The organism is Bernardetia sp. (assembly GCF_020630935.1).
GTDB lineage: Bacteria > Bacteroidota > Bacteroidia > Cytophagales > Bernardetiaceae > Bernardetia.
Map to the genome: position 1 here is coordinate 59,950 of NZ_JAHDIG010000002.1, position 20,382 is coordinate 80,331.

16 protein-coding genes are annotated in these 20,382 nt (G+C 33.5%); 5 read left to right on the top strand and 11 right to left on the bottom strand.

Annotated elements, in window-relative coordinates:
* Positions 1–88: 88 nt before the first annotated feature.
* Together QZ659_RS00920 and QZ659_RS00925 are read right to left on the bottom strand one after the other, a co-directional pair.
* Positions 89–1,243 (bottom strand): sigma-54-dependent transcriptional regulator, encoded by a 1,155-nt coding sequence (locus QZ659_RS00920; protein WP_291720494.1) that lies wholly within the window; start codon positions 1,241–1,243, stop codon positions 89–91.
* A gap of 176 nt (positions 1,244–1,419) precedes the next feature.
* Positions 1,420–3,846, bottom strand: coding sequence for a tetratricopeptide repeat protein (locus QZ659_RS00925; protein WP_291720497.1), 2,427 nt, complete (start codon positions 3,844–3,846; stop codon positions 1,420–1,422).
* Positions 3,847–4,216: 370 nt separating this feature from the next.
* On the opposite strand from QZ659_RS00925, the gene lepA reads away from it, so the two are divergent.
* The 3 genes from lepA to QZ659_RS00940 all read left to right on the top strand — a co-directional run bounded on the left by lepA (position 4,217) and on the right by QZ659_RS00940 (position 8,183).
* Positions 4,217–6,013, top strand: coding sequence for a translation elongation factor 4 (lepA, locus tag QZ659_RS00930; RefSeq protein WP_291720725.1), 1,797 nt, complete (start codon positions 4,217–4,219; stop codon positions 6,011–6,013).
* Positions 6,014–6,109: 96 nt separating this feature from the next.
* The gene (locus QZ659_RS00935; protein WP_291720500.1) at positions 6,110–6,670 is read left to right on the top strand and encodes a PAS domain-containing protein; all 561 of its coding nucleotides are present in this window, start codon (positions 6,110–6,112) and stop codon (positions 6,668–6,670) included.
* Positions 6,671–6,944: 274 nt separating this feature from the next.
* A complete protein-coding gene (locus QZ659_RS00940; protein WP_291720502.1) occupies positions 6,945–8,183 on the top strand; it encodes a hypothetical protein in 1,239 nt (412 codons plus the stop codon).
* A 98-nt stretch (positions 8,184–8,281) separates the two neighbouring features.
* Here the strand turns inward: QZ659_RS00940 and QZ659_RS00945 are convergent, their stop codons facing one another.
* The 9 genes from QZ659_RS00945 to QZ659_RS00985 all read right to left on the bottom strand — a co-directional run bounded on the left by QZ659_RS00945 (position 8,282) and on the right by QZ659_RS00985 (position 18,622).
* Complete coding sequence (locus QZ659_RS00945; protein WP_291720505.1) at positions 8,282–9,775, bottom strand: tetratricopeptide repeat protein; 1,494 nt, start codon at positions 9,773–9,775, stop codon at positions 8,282–8,284.
* Between the two features lie 263 nt (positions 9,776–10,038).
* Positions 10,039–11,205 (bottom strand): tetratricopeptide repeat protein, encoded by a 1,167-nt coding sequence (locus QZ659_RS00950; RefSeq protein ID WP_291720508.1) that lies wholly within the window; start codon positions 11,203–11,205, stop codon positions 10,039–10,041.
* 256 nt (positions 11,206–11,461) lie between these two features.
* Entirely contained in the window at positions 11,462–11,998 is a 537-nt protein-coding gene (locus tag QZ659_RS00955) for a hypothetical protein (protein ID WP_291720511.1), read from the bottom strand.
* 66 nt (positions 11,999–12,064) lie between these two features.
* Positions 12,065–13,450 carry a caspase family protein gene (locus tag QZ659_RS00960; RefSeq protein ID WP_291720512.1) on the bottom strand — a complete coding sequence of 462 codons (1,386 nt, stop codon included), beginning with the start codon at positions 13,448–13,450 and terminating at the stop codon, positions 12,065–12,067.
* Between the two features lie 119 nt (positions 13,451–13,569).
* Entirely contained in the window at positions 13,570–14,547 is a 978-nt protein-coding gene (locus QZ659_RS00965) for a CPBP family intramembrane glutamic endopeptidase (protein WP_291720515.1), read from the bottom strand.
* A gap of 89 nt (positions 14,548–14,636) precedes the next feature.
* Positions 14,637–15,542: a succinylglutamate desuccinylase/aspartoacylase family protein gene (locus QZ659_RS00970; RefSeq protein ID WP_291720518.1), complete on the bottom strand. Its 906-nt coding sequence runs from the start codon at positions 15,540–15,542 to the stop codon at positions 14,637–14,639.
* Between the two features lie 355 nt (positions 15,543–15,897).
* Positions 15,898–16,329 (bottom strand): DUF5684 domain-containing protein, encoded by a 432-nt coding sequence (locus QZ659_RS00975; RefSeq protein ID WP_291720521.1) that lies wholly within the window; start codon positions 16,327–16,329, stop codon positions 15,898–15,900.
* Positions 16,330–16,572: 243 nt separating this feature from the next.
* On the bottom strand, positions 16,573–16,995 hold the full coding sequence (locus QZ659_RS00980) for a DUF5684 domain-containing protein (protein ID WP_291720524.1): 423 nt from the start codon (positions 16,993–16,995) through the stop codon (positions 16,573–16,575).
* Between the two features lie 166 nt (positions 16,996–17,161).
* The gene (locus QZ659_RS00985) at positions 17,162–18,622 is read right to left on the bottom strand and encodes an FAD-binding oxidoreductase (RefSeq protein WP_291720527.1); all 1,461 of its coding nucleotides are present in this window, start codon (positions 18,620–18,622) and stop codon (positions 17,162–17,164) included.
* Positions 18,623–18,901: 279 nt separating this feature from the next.
* Between QZ659_RS00985 and QZ659_RS00990 the strand changes: the two genes are divergently transcribed.
* Complete coding sequence (locus QZ659_RS00990; RefSeq protein ID WP_291720530.1) at positions 18,902–19,702, top strand: hypothetical protein; 801 nt, start codon at positions 18,902–18,904, stop codon at positions 19,700–19,702.
* 163 nt (positions 19,703–19,865) lie between these two features.
* Positions 19,866–20,321: a hypothetical protein gene (locus QZ659_RS00995; protein WP_291720533.1), complete on the top strand. Its 456-nt coding sequence runs from the start codon at positions 19,866–19,868 to the stop codon at positions 20,319–20,321.
* Positions 20,322–20,382 lie beyond the last annotated feature (61 nt).

Sequence of the window (20,382 nt, forward strand, 5' to 3'; positions counted from 1 at the left end):
AGCTTTTTAGAAAATTGCACTAACATTTAAAAGTAACAAAATTGTAAGGCATAATTACTTAATTCTCCATTTTCAACTGTCCATTAAATCAAGCGTGCTTCTTCACATCATCAATAGTAATTGATTTTCCACTCATAATAATAAGGCGTTCCACAACGTTTCGAAGTTCACGAATATTACCTGTCCAGTCGTGTTGTTGAAGCTCTTTAATAGCTGCTGCATCAATTTTCTTTTTAGGTTCGCCATACTCGCCAGCAATTTGTTCTAAAAAGTGTTCTACCAAAAGAGGAATGTCTTCTCTGCGTTCATTTAGAGGTGGAACTTTTATCAAAATTACACCCAAACGATGGTATAAATCTTCTCTAAAGTTGCCTTTCTTGATTTCTTCTTTGAGGTCTTTATTTGTTGCAGCTACCACACGCACATTAACTTTAATTTCCTTATCGCCACCCACACGAGTAATTTTGTGTTCTTGTAGCGCACGCAAAACTTTTGCTTGTGCCGAAAGGCTCATATCTCCAATTTCATCAAGAAATAACGTTCCTTTGTCTGCTAGTTCAAACTTTCCGATACGCTGTTTGATAGCTGATGTAAATGAGCCTTTTTCGTGTCCGAAAAGTTCACTTTCTATCAGTTCGGCTGGAATGGCAGCACAGTTTACCTCTACTAAAAGATGAGCAGAGCGTTCACTTTTTTCGTGTAACCACTTAGCTACCAATTCTTTACCAGAGCCATTAGGACCTGTTACCATTACACGAGCATCCGTAGGCGCAACTTTTTCAATCGTTTCTTTTACATCTTGAATGGCTTGTGATTCTCCAATGATGTCGATGGTTTTGGGTACTTTTTTCTTGAGCGTTTTGGTCTCCGTAACGAGTTTGGTTTTTTCCATCGCATTACGAATCGTTACCAAAAGACGGTTCAAATCTGGTGGTTTTTCGATAAAATCAAACGCTCCTTTTTTGGTGCATTCTACGGCAGTTTCGATGTTTCCATGTGCCGAAATCATAATAAAGGCACTTTCCCTGCCTAGTTCTACGGCTTTTTGTAATACTTCTATGCCGTCCATTTTAGGCATTTTAATATCACAAAGCACCACATCGTAGTTATTGATAAGCAACATATCAAGACCTTGCTGACCGTCTTTGGCTTCGTCTATTTCGTACTTTTCGTACTCCAAAATATCTCGCAGCGTATGACGAATGGCAGCTTCATCGTCTATGATAAGAATTTTTTTGGGCATAAGTTGATAATTAGTTGTTGGTGGAGACACCAAAAACGACGATTCCAACAACAACGAGGTTAAAAAATGTTTTATGTTCTACAATCTACAATAAGAAAAGTTTTTTTACAAGAAAAAGGTAAAATATTATGTGTCGTGTTTGGTCGTCGGTGGGGACACTGACAACGGCAGAGGTTTTATTTGTCTTCTAGCTCTTTGAGCCTGTATTCTATCCAGTTTAGATTATTTCTAAATTTAACATATTGAGGAAAATCTTTAACTAAATTTTTATGAAATTTCTGAGCATATGAATAGTAATATCTAGCCTTAGAATAATTTTTAGCTGCCTCTTGCACTTCTCCCAAAGCAAAATAGGAGTCTGCAAGTCCACTTCTGAAGTTTACATTATTTCCATAATTCTCATTAAGATCTACCATCAAATTGTTATACTTTACAAGCAATTCATGACCTTTTTTAATGCTACCTAATGAAATTTGCACTTTTCCCAATACAGCACATGAAATCGCTAAACCATTTTTAAAATCAACGTTATCAGGGTTACTTGCACTAAGTTCGATACCTAACTTATGTCTTTCCTTAAGTAAGAACAAGGCTTTTTCGTAATATTTCAAATTATAGTATAAAGTACCTAACTTTTCGCACGAAACTGCAAATGCATGTTTTATATTTATGTCATCTTGATAAGATGTGTATAATTTATTCATTAGGTAATTGAATTTTTCAAAAAACTCCAATGCTTTGTCTAATTGCGTTAAATGTTGATAGATTTCTCCTACTTTTTGGTATGCAATAGCCAAACTATAAATTAAATGTTCACTATTACTATACTTTTCCAAAGTCTCTTCATACATTGTAACTGTTTCCATAGAAAATTGAAGAGCTGTTGTTGTTTCTCCTAACGACATGTACGTTTGACCCAAGTTTTGCTTAGAAAGAGCTAGACCATTCAAAAACTCTAATTTTTCTTGACTATTTTTTAATGCTACTTGGTATGCTTTATGAGACTTTTTATAGAAAAACAATTCTTTATTTAAATTACCCATTTTTTTATAAAAGCTTCCTATTCGTTCCATTAATAAAGCTATTTCAGTTCCCTTATGAGACGAAAAATTAATGCCAAGTTTGAGAAATACTTCTTCACAATAGCTTACTATATTTTCTGTAATAGCAATATAAATAGAGGTATATTTATAATTTTCATAGTTATAACTAGGATTATCTCTCCAATTTAATTTATCTATTAAATTAATTATGGCTTGATAACAGTCAGCATAAAGCTCTGTCTCATTCTTATACCTAACAATTTCAGCCAAGAGAGCGTGAATTTCAAAAGCTTTTCCGTTTTGGTTTATAAGCCCTTTCTCATTGAGTTCAGTAGATAATTCCTGCCAGTAATCTTCTGTATTGCCTAATAGTGTTTTCCAAGTTTGTTTTGTAACAGATAAGTTGGGCAAAATGCTGTATAGATTGAGCAGTTTTGTTTCTTCTTCGGTAAGATTTTCTAAAGGAAATATTTCAAGCAAATACTCAAAAATATCTTTTATTCGCTGTTCTCCACTATGTTCGGTCGTGAGTTTTGTATGATTATCGATATTTAATCCTTTTTCGGCTAGTTTTTGATTGGTTTCTTCAAATGTCCAGTTTTTTCGTTTGATATTTTTGGCTACTAATTCTATCGCTAAAGGGTGATATGCCAAACGATTTACGATATTTCGTACTTGTTCTTGTATCGTTTCATCAAAACTGTCTATACTTTTTCCATAATAAACACAAAAAATAGCGACAGCATCTTTCGGAGTAGCTTGTAGAAGCTCAAAAGATTCCATAAAATCAATATGCTGGCGAGAAGTAGTCAATATTTCCCACCCTGCCGAGGTCAGATTTTTAAGCAAATGAGCGTTTGGAGAAGCATCATCAATGAGTAGCAGCTTTTTTCCTTCTAAGTTGGAAAGCTCGCTTTTTATCATTTCAAATATCTTTTCTTGTCTGTTAGGAGTTTGAGGAGGAACAGCATTTACCTTTTCAGAAATGCCTAGATTTTCTAAAAGTGTATAGTTATTTAGCGTGTCGTGTATGTTAGATTGTCCCTTTAGAAATAAACAGTAATCGTATTTTTTGTAATGTTCTAAGAAAAAAGCCTTTGAAAGTGCTGATTTTCCAATTCCACCAATTCCGTTTATACTGACAATAGAAACGCTTTTATGTACTGATATTTTTTCTCTAATTTCTGTAAGTTCTTTTTCTCGTCCTTCAAACTTTTCGTTGTTGGGAAGTTCGGTTAGAATGCGATTGATTTTTTTCTCTTCAATCTGATTGATGATAATGTTGATATTTATTCCTGCATTTTCAAATCTTTGCCATTCAAATTCATTAAAGTTGAGAGGAAGAGAAGCTAAAAGTTTTTCTAGCTCTTCACGACTTATTTCATTTTGTTCTTCTACTGGAAGTTCTCTCAAAAAATTGATTTTAGTTTCTAAATCTTCAATTCTCTTTTCTAATTCATACTTGTATGAAATATGAGATGAAATAACGTGTTCTTTTCGATAAACAGCAAGCCTATCAAGAAGCTCATCAATCAGTCGGTGAATGGAATTTGGTTTCATAGTAAAGAAAGTAGTTTTTAGAGTTTGGATATAACCCTAAACGAGGCGTGAAGCCGTTGTTTAGGGTTATTAAATCCTCGTTTACGGCTATAAGCCTAAACGACGGTTTACATATATTCAGAACTCTATTTGTTTTGATTATTCTAATCATCAAAAACAATATACATAGAAAAATAAAAAAAGAGCCTATATTTTCACTCACTCACAACATTTCAAAACATTCTCCTTCATCAAATTATTTCAAATCTGAATCTTTATTTGTATTTTTGTTAATTAATTTCAGAGCGAAAAGCAGGGCAGCAAACCATCACATTTAGAAAAGCATAAAACAAATTACCCATTCTAAAAAATGGGCTACATAGAACGATATATGAAAAATATTAGAAACTTTTGCATCATTGCACACATAGACCACGGAAAAAGTACGCTTGCCGACCGTCTTCTCCAAACCACCAATACCATTACTGAACGTCAAATGCAGGCGCAAGTTTTGGACGATATGGATTTGGAACGTGAGCGTGGAATTACAATAAAAAGCCACGCTATCCAAATGAATTATATTGACCCAAAGACAAAGGAAGAGTATATCCTCAACTTGATTGACACTCCTGGTCACGTAGATTTTTCGTACGAAGTTTCTCGTTCTATTGCTGCCTGTGAGGGTGCATTGCTTATCGTAGATGCAGCGCAAGGTATTGAAGCACAGACGATTTCAAATCTTTACTTAGCATTAGGAAATGACTTGACTATCATTCCAGTAATGAACAAGATTGATTTGCCAAGTGCACAGCCAGAAGTGGTGGCAGATGAGATTATGAATTTGATTGACTGTGAGCGTGAAGATATTATTTCAGCGTCAGCAAAAGAAGGAATAGGAATAGATGAAATTTTAGATGCGATTGTAAAACGTATTTCTCCTCCTGTGGGAAATCCAGATGAAGAACTCCAAGCTCTTATCTTTGATTCTGAATTTAATACATACAGAGGAATTGAGGTTATTTTTAGAGTGATGAATGGTAAGATAAAGAAAGGCGATAAAGTAAAATTTATGGCGACTGGCAGAGAATATGAAGCCGATGAAATTGGTGTTTTGAAGCTAGAACAAGAGCCTAGAAAGGAAATTTCGGCTGGAAATGTAGGGTATCTTATCTCTGGAATCAAGCAAGCTAAGGAGGTAAAAGTCGGAGATACGATTACACATGTGGAGAAGCCTTGTAAGAAAATGATTGAAGGTTTTGAGAATGTTAAGCCAATGGTTTTTGCAGGAATTTATCCTGTGGATACAACAGAGTTTGAAGAGCTTCGCACTTCTATGGAAAAACTTCAACTCAACGACTCTGCCCTAATTTGGGAGCCTGAAACATCGGCAGCCTTGGGCTTTGGTTTCCGTTGTGGATTCTTAGGAATGCTTCACATGGAAATCATACAAGAGCGTTTGGAAAGAGAGTTTGACATGACAGTTATTATGACTGTTCCTTCTGTGAAATTCCAAGTTACTACGAAGCGTAAAGAAACTTATTTTGTAAGTGCGCCATCTGAAATGCCAGAACCAGGAGTATTGGACTTTGTAGAAGAGCCATTTATTAGAGCTTCCATTATTACAAAAGCTGATTACATTGGTGCTGTAATTAAACTCTGTATGGAAAAACGTGGAATTTTGATGAATCAGTCTTACCTCACAACAGACCGTGTAGAGATGATTTTTGAAATGCCACTTGCAGAGATTGTATTTGATTTTTATGATAGGCTAAAAACAGTTTCTCGTGGATATGCTTCATTTGATTACGAACTAATTGAACTTCGTAAATCTGACATGGTAAAGCTAGATGTGATGCTCAATGGAGAACCTGTCGATGCACTTTCTGCCATCGTACACAGAGATAAAGCGTATGAGTGGGGTAAGCGTCTTTGTGAAAACTTAAAATCACTTCTTCCTCGTCAGCAGTTCGAAATTGCTATTCAAGCAGCTATTGGAGCAAAAGTAATTGCAAGAGAAACCATTTCAGCACTTCGTAAGAACGTAATTGCAAAATGTTATGGTGGTGATATTTCTCGTAAGCGTAAACTACTAGAAAAGCAGAAAAAAGGTAAGAAACGTATGCGTCAAATTGGTTCAGTAGAAGTTCCACAGGAGGCATTTATGGCAGTTTTGAAAATCAATAACTAAAATATTTTGCCTATCAGACCTTGTTTAAAATGATTTTTCAAATCAGATATTTTAAACAAGGTCTTATTTTTTTATTACTTCTCAAACTACAATGTTATGAACGATAACCTTTCTGATATGATGTGTTTAGATGTCTATTTATCACTACTAAAATCTAGTAAAAACACTATCAATGCAAGTATTTTTGAGCAAAGTAAATTATCAGTTTTTCCTCTTTTAAGTAGAGATGTTTTTAGTCTGATGCATCAAGAAGCCATTTTGAGTCAAAATGTAGATATAGATAAAGTAAAATCGTTTGCTAAGAAATTCAAATGGAAAAATAATTTCGAAGAAATATTTTCTGCCAACGATTTTGAAGCTATTATAATTACGGATGTGCTAGAAAAAATCATGTGGGTAAATAATGGCTTTACAAAAATGACAGGCTATTCAAGAAAGTTTGCGACAGGCAAACACCCTAATTTTTTGCAGGGCAACAGAACATCTAACAAAACAAAAGCAAACATACAGAACAGGCTTAGAGAAGGACAACCTTTTGAAACTTCAATCATCAATTACAAAAAAGATAAAACTCCTTATAAGTGTAAGATTAAAATATTTCCTCTATACACAGACAGTATAACTCACTTTATGGCATTAGAACAACAAATAAAGTGAAAAGTCAAATAGAACAAACAACCTCATTTTTAAACTAAAAGTGAGGTTGTTTTTTTGTTGGGCACGAATCAGCCAACAAATAATGCGTATATGATAAGTTGTAGTAGTTTATTAAAAAATATTTCTGCTTGTTATTCTATGGTTTATCACTTTTCATTTAGACAATCATTTTTTTTATCTTTGGTATAGATATAACCCCAAATGCTGTTTTGGCAAAATAAAAATATACCCTTTCTGTAATCAGCTACCCTAAAGTTAGGATAAATCAAAAATTATGAAAACATTTACCCTTAGTTATATATTTTTTCTAGCTATCTTTTTCTATCCTTTTACGCTACCAGCACAAACCAATGAAGCAAGTGGAACGCAAGATGAAGTAGAAGAAGAGAAAGCTCCTCCTTATGATAGAAAATGGATTGTAGATATTATAGGAAATTTTTTTGAAAATCAGCGCACAGCTCCTTTAATAATCATTGATTCGGTAGAAAATGTATATTTGGCAGGAACATTCTCAGAAGAAATAAACATAAATCAGCAAACAAACTTACAGAGCAAAGGAGGTACAGATGTTTTCCTTCTAAAGTTTGATACAAATGGAAAGCTACTTTGGAAAAAACAGGCTGGAGGCATTGGAGATGATTATGTAGGAGCAATACGAAGTTCAGCAGAAGGAGGTGTTATTTTGTCTGGACATTTTGAAGACTCTACTTATTTTGATAGAATAAAAGTAGATAAAAAAGCAGGAGGATATGTGGCTAATTATGATAAAAATGGGACAGTTTTATGGGTCAAGACAGAAGACAAAACAGAGTATTCTCTTCCTCAAACAGACAGGCAGCATAATCTGTATTTATCTGAGGCTTACAAGGATAAAGTTAAAATAGATACTACAATCATCAACAACCCTACTCGCTACTATAATAGTTATTTATCCAAATATAATAGTAGCGACCAATTAGAGTGGTTTACAATTATCAATAAGATGAACAAAAATGGAAGGGGGGAAGTAAAAACCTCCGACATGGCAATAGATGATGAGGGAAATATTTTTTTAGGAGGTACATTCAAATATGCTCCTGTGTTTGATAATATAGAGGTTCGCAGTGGTAAGAAAGATGATATTTTTTTAGCAAAATATAATAATCAAGGACAATTAGGATGGGTCTTGCAACTTACCAATAGCGATGATGAGTATGAAGTGGACAGAGTATTTTTGCATGATGGAAATATTTATCTTCGTGCAACAGCTTATATGATAGAAGGAACAGATACTACAGAAACACATCATCAGTTTGAGTATAATGAGCAAGCTACTTCAGTAGAGTATTATTCTTTTTACGGTTGGGAAACAGGTGAAGATATTACAGGAGATTCCTTAAACTACCAATACAGCAATTTTACACAAAATACAGTAAAGAACACTGTTTACAAATTTGGGATTGTAGGAAATAAGTTGATGTTAATGAAGTTTCGTAGAAAACCTTTAACTAATGCTAGAAAAGAAGATGAATAATCGCTGTACCAAGCTAATTTGTGAAAAGATATACACAAAAAAGCCATTCAATTTTTTATATAATTGAATGGCTTTCTTTATAAAATAGAAAACAATAATTATTCTTCTACTTCTTCTTCCATGTCTTCGTCCATAGCACTATCTGGGTCTTCTACAGAAATACTAGCAATTTCATATTTAGAAGCTGGTCCGAAAGCTGGACTCAAAATAGCAGCTTTTTTTAGGTTTTTAACAGCTAGTGCATACTGTTTGCCTCTGTGCTGAAAAATACCAAGTGCAAAAGCGGCCATAGCACGGGCATTTCTATTGATTTGAGGCGTACTACTAATAGCTAAAAGTAATGATTCTGCCTCTACCTCATCTCCTACTTTTTGCAAGGCAAGTGCTTGATAAAACAAAATAAGAGGGTTTCTAGGGTCAATCGCCGTATATTGGCGAGAATACTCTAGGGCATCGTCGTAGTTCGCTAATTCTAAATAAACCTTAGTTAGTTTACCATAAATTTCTAGTTTTTGAGGTGTGTTGAGCATAAACTTTCTAGGGTCTTGGTCGCCCTCTAGTTTTCCTGAACGTGCTTTCTCGTTCATCTCCAAACGAAAGTTTAACTTTTGTAAGAGCGTATCTTTGTCTGCTTTGTTTTCTATATATGACTTCAACTCTTGTGCATCTGGAAAAGGGTCTCTCATAGCAATTACTTTTTCTAACAGTTGTCTGGCATCGTTAAACTCATAAACTTTAGAGTATCCATTAGCAACTTTCATCAAAAACTCTGGACTAAATTCGTTTGCACGAGCTGCAAACTGACTTCCTTTGGTTATTTTACTAAAAGCACGTTCTGCCTCTGCATAATTTCCTAGTTTAAAATGCGTATAACCTAATTCGTAAAAGTCTTTGTCATAACCGATTCCTGTTTCTCCTCCTGTAATTTCCATAAGTTGAGTCATAAGCTCCAATGCCTTCTCATTATTTCCTACTGTATTCTCATAACGAGCTTGCAGATAAAATAAGTCTGGCATTCCAGGGAATAGCTCATTAGCACTCTTGATGTATTTTCCAGCTTTTTCTACGTTTCCTGTTCTGAAAAGAAGGTCGATAGTACGAAACTGATACGCAAATTTTTCACCATCATCTTCTGCAATGCTAATAATTTTGTCATACATACTGACAGCATTGTCATATTCTTTCTTTTGTTTGTATGTATTGGCTAACATCTCATAAGCAGGAATATAGTTAGCCTTTTTTTCTAAAACAGATTGAAAGCAAGGCTCTGCAGCAGCAAAGTTGCGTCCTTCATAATAACACATACACTTATTGTAAAGATATTCTAAGTTGTTAGGCTCTTTAGCTATGGCTTGGTCGTAAAAAGCAATCGCCTTAGGATATTTTTGTGTCATGCGTAGCTGCTCTGCAATTACATATTCATCAAGACCTTCACCTTTATTTGACTTTGGTAAGGTATGCATATCATCTACATTTGTTGTATCACTTTGTGCTTGAACTAAAGTAGAAGTAATAAAAAATGAACTACATATAAAGGCTAGAAAAAAATAGCTTTTATATAGCTTTTGTGATAGTCGTTTACGTGTTATCATAAAATTAAATTTGGTTTCAATATACTTATGTTAAATAATACTTAGGGCTAGATTTCTAATCCTAAAGTATTAATTTTAATATACTTGCTGAAGGGTAATAATTATATCATAGACAAAAACTCTACCTAATTTGATGCTGTTAGTTTCGTATTAAAATTTGTTTATAATCTTTGATATATTACAAATATAATAAAAGGCTTTTCGAAAACATCAAAAAGCCTTTTAAAAGTATCTATTTATTGAAAGAAAGCTAACTCCTTTTACTATTCTTCAGAGTGTATCTTGACAGCAAATGGGTCTGAAAGTCTATTCTTATTATCCTTGAAACGTACATAAAGTGTTTTGGTATCTGCTTTTAGCTTTTTTTCTGTCATAAGAGCAGGTTCGTAAGTATTCCATTTACTACCCTTAAACTCTTCACTATCTGAAACCATATATTCTGTTGCTCCAACAGCATAAATACGCATTTGAGCTGTACCTTCTTCTATTTTTGAAGGGTTTACAGCAACTCCTACTGCTAAAGGCTGACGGTCTAATGTGTCTGTCATGCTTGCCCAAGAGTACATCACTAAGTTATTAACCATAGAATAGGTAGCACTTTTGAGTTGGTCTCCTTTTTCCATAGTACGTAAATATTGTATATAGTTCTCCACAGCGTCTTCATGCTTGCCCAAAACTTGGTACACATCACCTAATGTATATAAAATATTTGCAACCTCTGGGTTATCTACACCAACAGCTTCAATGGTTTGTAGTGAGATTTCTTCTGCTTCTATATAATTTCCAATATTTAAGTTAAGTTGAATCTGACTACTTAGTGCATCCAAATATTCCTTTGATTGTGTGCCTTCTTCTTTTACCACTTGGTCTATGTACATGTTCAAATATTCTTGTGCGCTTTCGTAATCATACTGTTGTTCATAATGCTTTGCCAAAAATTTCTGATATTTAGATTCTCCAGCTTTTGCTTTTTCTGTGGCATCTTCCAAACTTGCCAATAAAACATTATCAAAAAATAAATCAGATTCGCTACCATCTCCCTCTCTAAGTGTAATTACTTCAGCATTTTCTGGTAATGCTTCAAAGACTAAATGAAAGTATTGTACACTCATCATATTACACTGAACTACTCCTGGTTCGATTCCATTGACTCTCAGTAAAGAATATGTTTTGTCTCCCACTAGCATTTTATAAGCGTGAATTGAACCTTTTTCGTGAAGTGTATATTCTAGCCCTTCATAACATGTTAGTTCCATTTGAAAAACAGTGCTGTCAGGAGAAGTCGTAATTTTAGAAATAGTAATATATTCACTATTTGTTCCTGCAATGATAGGATTGTCTATTTCCTTTTGAGCAGAAGCAGAAAATGTAGTTGCCATAGAAGCTATACAGGCAAAACTGAAAGCGAAATAACGTAAAATATTATTCATAGAAAGTACGTATAAAAGACTTAAAAATATATTAGTTTTGAGAGATAAAATAATTTGATATATCGTAATCTTGGGTATTTGAACAAACAATAAGACACCAAGTTTGTAGTCAGAATTTGTTGTTTAGAAGCTCTATTTTGTTGATTTGAAAAAAATAGAGTAAATCCTTTAATTAAAAACAATATAATTGATTACTTGGAATTTGACAAACATTAAGCCATTATTTATGAATAGGCTTGTTTTGAGAGGTAAAAACTCATTCTGATACGGCGAGTATCTCTTCAATAGTTTTGATGATGCTATTCTTTTCTGTCAAATCTACATAGAAAACTCCTTCTTTTTTATCTTTATCTACAAGATTTTTAATGTGAGAGCTATTAGCAATCGCTTTAGCACATGGGTTGTCTGAAAAAACAATATCTAAGGTATCCTTTTTAGTTTGAAATCGCATAGCATACTTAGGCATCATCATACATTTTTTTTCCATATCATAAATATAGTTTGTGGTGTCTAAAAGGGCTAATTTAAGACTATCCGATTGCTGTTTTGATATAGAAATTTTAGATGAGACTTCGTAATCACACAAATATATTTTATCTGCAATTTGCTCTGATGGATTAGTAGGTGTATCTGATACAAAAAATAACTCTGTTTCTTTAGAGCTTTTTACAATTTGTTCCATTGTTCGTAGGTCTTTTTCTTTACAACTACTCAATGCAGATAAGAAAAAACTTACTGAAAAAGTAATTATATAAAAATTAAATAGTGTATTTTTCTTTAGTAATGGGTTCATAGAAATAAGTTAAAACTATAAAATCTGTATCTTTTACAAATACAGATTTTATAGGCTAATTGAATGTTATCGCTTACTAATTTTGGTATAATATACAGGGTTTTGAGTAGTACAATTTCTACAGCCTTCATCTGTTTTGTTTACAGTATTGCTATGAGACTTTCTCAAAATATTTTCCCAAGATGGTTCTTGAGTTTTGAGGTAGCTAATCTCTTCGTGAAATGCTTGTAAAAAACTAAGTGTAAAGAAACCTCCATTGACACTATTTGACCACGAAACCTGTCCTGCACTAGAAGAAGTAACAATCAGATTTCCTTTTGTGGCTAAAAATAGCTTTTGTAATTTTTCTATATGAGGAGTTTGGTAAGAACGACCCGCCAAAAAGCTCGTTTCAGTCATTTTATTTACGCCAATATCAGAGTTACAGCAGTCTGTAATGACAATATTTAATCTTGCTCCTTTTTTATCTAAGAGGTTATAGACCGAAGATACTGACATGGTTGTTTCTGCCGATATTTTTGTGTAAGGAGATGCACGAATATCCATTTGAGGGTAAGCATCTGTTTGGTCAGACCAACGAAAACCATGTCCACTATAATAAAAAACTACAATATCGTTACTTCCTGGATTTAGTCCATTTAGTACTCTCGTTGCATTTTCTTTAGTAAAACTACTTCCTTTGATTTCATATTTTCTAAAATCTACCTTCAAAGCTGCTGCAATATCTTCAAACTCTTTAGACATGTTTCTGCTGTCTGTCTCACAGCTTGCGCCAATATCTCCAATGCTACTATTTACAAGCATTACCAAGTGCATTTTTGCTGCGCCATAATTAGCTTCTTGTTGTTGTTGCTGTACAGTATTGTTTTCATAATGCTCTTGTGCCACATGAGTTTCTAGTTCATTATCACGCATTCCTTGAAAAGCTAAATAATCTTCTTCAGTTTTTCCAAAAAACTCATTGAGATATGCATCTGTAAGTTCAGAAACTTTTAGTTCTTTATAAGAATCTACTCGTTTTAAAGATTCTTCACTAAAATTAGGGTCGTCAGTAACAAATGGTTTTTCTCCTTTGGTTGTTTCGTCCCATACCCACACAAAATGGTCAGGGTTATAGGTTTGGCGATTTGCTCTTGAACCCGTATTATCTGTAATAAAACGAGGATTTTCGCCTTGCATTACAAAATAATTGTAACCGTCTTCTTTTCCAGAAACAGACGTATAATCTACTTCTACCACATTATATTTGCCATTGTAGTTGTAAGCAATACGCATGTAGGCATCGTCTTCATTGAAATAGACTAAAAAGGCTTTATATTTTGTGCTACCAGAAGAAAATTGAATCTCATAAAGAGATTGAGAAAAAACAGGGGCAGACCAACTCAAAAAGAAAACCAACAGGAAGAGTTGATAGAGACGAGAGAACTTTATGTTCCTAATGTAATTTTTCATAGGTAAGATATGGATAAGTAAAGAAATCTAGTTTGAAAAGTAGCTATCTTACCTAAATCAAAAAAAAAGCCAAAAGATTTGGCTTTCAATTTTGATTGAAACTTTATGATTTAATGTAATTATTTCATATTCTGAGAGGCTACTTTTTGCATCGTATTTTTGATAAATTTCAAAATTCCTATACAAAGTAGCAAGCTCAAAATTCCTAGTTGAATCATAGTCAGTAAATCGCTTGTTGCTAGTGTTGGAGTATTGAGCATGTCTTTACCAACAAACAAAGTCATTATCAAGGTCAGACCATTGTTTAAAATATGCGCCCAAATAGGAACTGTGATATTATTGGTATAAATGTACAAGTAACCAAACAAAGCTCCTAAAAGCATACGAGGAATAAAGCCATAGAATTGAAAATGAATAGCACTAAAAATAATAGCCGTTATCCATACAGCTACATGTTTATTTTTTGTAAGGTTTTGGAAAATGGGTTGCATTACCCCTCTAAAAAAGACTTCTTCACACAGACCTGCAAGTACTGCAATGACTACAAAACCTAATAAGGCTTGAAAAGGACTAGCAAAATCAATCATAAAAAGAGTAAGAACTTGGTTTTGGTCTTCTTTTTCTCTCATCCAATTTTCCAAACCTTGTAGAGCCTCTGGAAAATCTACTGCTCCATTTAGTGCGCCTGTTACCCAAACTGCTGGAAAAGCAACAATAGCAAGTACAATAACAACTAAAAAAATAAGTGCAGGAGTTTTATAGCGTTGTAATAGAGGCTCTTCTAAAAAATGCTGTGCTAGTTTTGGATTCATTACGTGAACTGCTCCACTATCACTATTTGCTTGGTTGTATTTGTAAACAAATTTTGCAAAAAAGATGGCGACAGCAAAAAAGCTAAAGAACTGTGTTGCTCCCTGCAATAGTAAAATAGGTGTACGAAGCTCTGGATATTGATTTATGTTTTGTAACCTAGAAGCTACTTCTACAGGAGATATTCCCAAAGAAATAGATAATACTCCTAGTCCAATAAACTGTGTGGCTGCCATAACAAATATGGCAATAATGGAGAGAATAAAGAGTGCAAATATATGTTTCATGAATGTTGTTCCAAAGATTAAGTTTGTTACTACTTTAAAGTAGTATCTTTTTTAGCTTTTAAATTACAATCGATATTAGGTTTTTAGGATTATTTCACAACAAAAAAGCCATCATTTCCTTCGTCTTGATACAAAGGCATCAGAATATATCCATTGTAAGGAGAACGAATTTCTTTTCCATCCTGATGAGCGAGAAGTTGTCCTTTTTCTATGCTATCAAAATTTCCAAAGCCCTCTAGCATTTTAAATACTGAACCTTGTGGTACTTTATGAATATACTCACAACTCAGCGTACTTGGAACTCCATTTTGAATTGTCTCTCCCAAAGTATGTTCTAAGTTGGGAATAGGTTGTGTTGTCATTTGCAGTGCTTGCATGATACGCCAAACTCCAGTAATCAGATTGTTAGCAGAGTTTTCTTTGCCTATTGTTCCTCCTTCGAAAGCAAAAGTTTCATAATCCCATTGTTCCATATAGGTCATGGCTGTTCCTTCCAGTTTTTTATCTAAACCAAAAATAATAGGCACTTCTAGAAGCTTTGCTAGTGTATCGTCTGTGGTGGTAGTACGTACTACAAAAGCTCCATTTGGTGCAGATGTAGTGTGTAAATCTATCAAGATGCGTCTTTTATATGTATCGTGAGGAATTACACGCAAAACTTCAATAAGCTGACGCAATTCTTCATATTCTGCAACCTCCGAATCAGTCGGAATATTGTCTATCAAGTCATTGAGCCAAATTCGGTTAAGGTCGGTTTGTAGATAGCGTTTCTGTGCTTTTAGAGCTTCTAAGTTTCCTCCAATAGCTACAAAATGACCATTGAAGAGTCTTTTGTCTAAGTTTTTGGAAAGATACTCCAACGCATTGTAACCTGCTTGTTCGTTGCCATGCAAACCACCAATACAAACCAAAAGAGTTTGATTGTCTCCTCCAGATATATTTCCAATAATACGTTTAAAAAGTGTTGATGTGTTGGTTTGTGAATTTTGAGCCATTTAATATAAATTGACAATTAGCTTCGCTGAGCTAAAGGTTTAGAATGGATAATGGATAATTCTGTATTACCACATAAATTTATAGTGAAGTATCTAAATCTATCCTATGTTGTTGTTAAGTAATTGAGCAAATTTATTTTACATTATAAATCTTGATAAATGATTGAAAATTAATAAGTTATATAACTTTCGGTTATCAGTTTCAAATTATCCATTTACTTAAGTTTTTTTTTTGATGTTCAGAATAGCGAACAAAGATACGAAAAACTAAATGGACAAAAATTAAGACACAAAGAAACTTCTCAAAACTATCTATCTAGTCTTGAGAAGTTTTTGGGGTGTAATGATATAAAAACTAACCTCTATCTAAAACCTTATCATCATAAAATATTTCTTTACGTCCTTCAAGCTGTGCGTCTCCAAACGCCAATATTGGTAAGAAGACAAAAGGTAAAAGTGTCATTCCGACTCCAAAACCTGCATTTTTTTGAAATTTTTTGGCAAGTTGAATATACACTATAAAATGAAAAACATAATTTACAATAGGAAAAAATAAAAATATAATCCATTGTTTTGGTTTTTCGATGATTTCCAATACAATAATAAAGTTAATAATAGGAATAAGTGCGAGCCAAGGGGTTTTGCCTGCTTTATCAAAAACTTTCCATAAACAAAGAAAAGGCACAACATAATATAAAAACATTACTATTAGATAGGTAGGAAGAAATTGCGAAATTAATTCAACAGGCAAATCTCCACCAAAAGAAGAAGCTATTAGGTTGAGCATAATGTATTTGAGTAGGAAGTAGTTTTTGAAGTTGTTTAAGAATGTATTTTTTCAACCGTAAACGAGGTTTAAAACCGTCGTTTAGGGTAATTTATCCTCGTTGACGGCTGTATTTTGAGCCTCAACGACGGTTATTTGTCTATTCTTAAACAACTTTTTTATAAAACAGAAGATACAAAAAAAACTTCTTAAATCAGAATCAAAACTGACCTAAGAAGTTTCTAGTATGTCTTAAAGAAAAAATTATCCTCTGTCTAAAATTCCGTCGTCATAAGATTTTGCTCCTCCTGCTCCTTGATATTGAGCATCACTAAAACCAAGAATCATATAAAATACAACAGGTAAGAGAATAAGACCAATGGCAAAGCCAGTGTCTTTACCAAAGACTTTTGCTAAATCTAAACCTGATATGACTAAAAAAACTAAAGCAAAAATAATATTAACTACAGGTATTAAGAAAAATACAATCCACCAAATAGGACGATTTATAATTTCTAAAAATACAATTAAATTATATATTGGAATAATTGATGCCCACCCTGGTTTTCCTGCTTTTTCAAAGATTTTCCATTGAGCAACTACTACGGCAATAATAATAACTAGGTAGATAATTCCAAAAACACCACCGAATAGTGTTCCAATGATTTCTGCTGATTGTTGATCCATAAGAATAAATTAAATTAGAGTTAATTGATAAATAAATTTGAGTGATTCAGAGTTGCTTTAAAAGCCTTAATAACCTTTAAAACAACGCACAATAACCTAAATTTTTATCAAAATACAAAATTTTATTCGTGGAAGTTCCTTGTTTTGTGTTAAATGTAACGCAGGGTTAAAATATCTTGCCTGCATTTAATATTCCATTAGGGTCAAATACTTTTTTGATTTCTCTCATCAGACGAAGGTTTACATCGCCTAGTGCAATAGGCATATAAGGGCGTTTGGCGATGCCTATTCCGTGTTCGCCAGAGAGCATCCCTCCCAAACGAACTACTTCTTTAAAAATTTCTCCAATGCCTTCTACTACTTTTGTATTCCAGTCTTCATCTGAAATTTGTTCTTTCAAAACATTGACATGCAAATTGCCATCACCTACATGTCCAAAACACACTGAACGGAATCCATATTCATTTCCAATTTTTTTGATAGAAGTAATAAGCTCTGGCAAATTTCCACGAGGGACTACAACATCTTCTGCTTTCGTGAGTGAATAAGCATTTACGGCAGGAGAAATATTTTTGCGAAGTCTCCAAAGTTCTTCTTTTTGAGCTTCCGAATCGGCAAACAAAATTTCTCCTATTTTAAAGCCATTTTCAAGCGTTTCGACGATTTTTTCAGCGTCTTGCATCATAGATTCTTCATTGTTGCCGTCTAATTCTATGATTAAATGTGCTTGAATATTATCTGGTAAATCTATATTGGTCTTTTGGTTCATTTTGTCTTCCAAATAAAACATAGTTCGCTCAATGGCTTCTCTTTCCATAAATTCCATTCCAGAAGGTGTAATTCCAGCAATATAAATGGCAGAAATGGCTCTACACGCTTCCTCATTACTCTCAAAAGGCACAAGCAAAGCAATATTTTTATGAGGATAAGGACGAAGTTTGAAAACGATTTTGGTAACAATTCCTAAAGTTCCCTCGCTTCCTGTAATAAGTTGGGTTAGATTATAGCCAGTAGAGTTTTTCAAGACATTTGCACCTGTCCAAATGATTTCTCCAGTAGGCAAAACAACTTCCAAATTCAGAACATAATCACGAGTAACGCCATATTTTACAGCCTTTGGACCTCCAGAGTTGTGAGAAACATTACCACCAATAAAACAACTACCTTTACTTGCTGGGTCGGGTGGATAAAAAAGATTTTTTTCCTTGACAGCATTTTGAAAAACTTCTGTAATTACGCCTGTTTCGACAGTAGCTTGTAAATTTAAGGTATCAATTTCTATAATTTCATTGAAACGTTCCATTGAAATAACTACACCATGGTTGGTCGGCAAAGCTCCCCCACTTAGGCTAGTTCCTCCCCCACGAGGCGTAACAGGCAAAACATGTTCATTGCAGATTTTCATAATCTGACTAATTTCTTCTGGTGTGCGTGGCTTCAAGACAACGTCTGGTAAGAAAGAATAGTCTTCTGTATGGTCTCTTGAATATGTATCTCGGTTTTTGTCGTCAGTAAAAATATATTCTTTTCCTACTATATTTTCAAGTTCTTGAAGAATTTGAGGCGTAATTTTACCAAAATGAGTAGGAGCAGTTTCTTTATTGGTTTTCAAAATAGCTGAAGACATATATAATATAGATTATTGAAGTTTCTAGTTTAGGTTATTTTTACAAAAATACGATTTTTCTGTATTTTCTCTATTTTGCGATATAATCCATACCTTCGATAGATAAATTGTAGTATAAAACCTATTTTTTTTGAATGTATTGGTATTGTTGTTGCGTTTTTATTTGAAATTTAGAATCAAAATATGCACATTTGCATGTTTGATTTTCCAAAAGAAAGAACCAATTTTTAAATTTATCGTTCTTAACTGAAAAAACCACTCTAAAAAAGCTAACTTTCTATGAATCAATCTGTTTACGATAATATAAATACTTCACAACTCGTCACTCCAAAAGCAATTCCACTCCCAAAGTTTAATATGATAACTTATCTCATTCATCATTTTTCTGTACTATTTTTTGAAAAAAATAACAACGTACTCATAAAAAACAGTATCAAATTATTTTTTATTTTATTTTTGTTTGTACTGGGGGCAGCATCTGCCCAAGCACAAGACGATTTTGTAGAAGACCCAATGGGAAAGTCTGCTATTTGGCAACAACTAACAGAAAACCCAACTGATTCTACACTTTGGGAAAACTATTATGGTAAGCCTTGGGCTTCAATGAACAAAAAAGAAGCTGAAAAAGTAAATGGTTGGAAACAAGAACTGATGCTTCGAAAACTAGCAAGTAATGATGCCGTTATTGGTTTTGTAATTACAGATGAAATAGATGAAGGCTTTTTTATTGATGAGGCTGCCTTTAGAGAATTTGAAGCTGAAATAAATGCTGCAAAAGCAAGTGGACAAGCTGCTACCGTATCTTTTAAAGATATTCAAGGTTTGGAAGCGATTATTATGCCTGAGTGGGAAGGAATGGCAGAACTGAAACAAAATGTAGCTGAAAATTTCGTTATTTTGGAAGATATGTATAAAGATATTTTCGACGAGCAGGGACTGGAGTTTCAAAACTATACAGCAGCACACCCCGACGGAAAGTATAGCCAAGTAAAATGGATTGAGGAGCTAGATGGAAAGTTGCGTAAGGCAAAGGAAAAGCAACTATCTGAATTGAAGCAAAAATTTAATATCAATAAGTAATTATATGAAAAGAAATAGTAAAAAAACTATTTCTTTTTTTTTTCGTTAATAGAAAAAGAGAACCTTCTTTACTGTACTTTTTGATATAAAAAGTTCATTTTTCAAGAAAGAAATTTTTAGTTCTCTTCGTTTATAAATTTTTTAATCTATATTTTTTAATCTTATGCAAACCTTATCAAATCAAGCTGCAAAGCAACTCGCTGATGTAGAAGTTGTCGCTAACACAGACTATTACGCTATTTCATATTCTTATAAGAAAAACCGTTTTTACCTTGCTATCAGAGGTTTTTGGCAAAATCAAGATGTTATTTCAAATTATGTAAATGACTGGCGAAAAGCTATGCTCTTAGCAGTTCCTAATTTTACACTTCTGACAGATGCTACAGAAGCTAAAATATATCCTCCTTCAGTAATGGCAGTACATAATGAAGCTCAACAAGTAGTAGTGGATGCAGGACTTTTACAAGTTGCTGAAGTATTGCCACAAAATTCGTTTCTAAAATTCCAGTTTGAGCTTTTAGTTGAAAATAGCCAAATGCCATGCTCAAAATTTAATAACCAAGAGCTTGCTGAAAAGTGGTTGGATGGAGTGGTAGAGCGTGAAAAAGCTAATAAATAGATAATGAGCAAAGGTTATCATTATATTTTATCTCTTAAATCAAAGAGATATATAAAAGTTC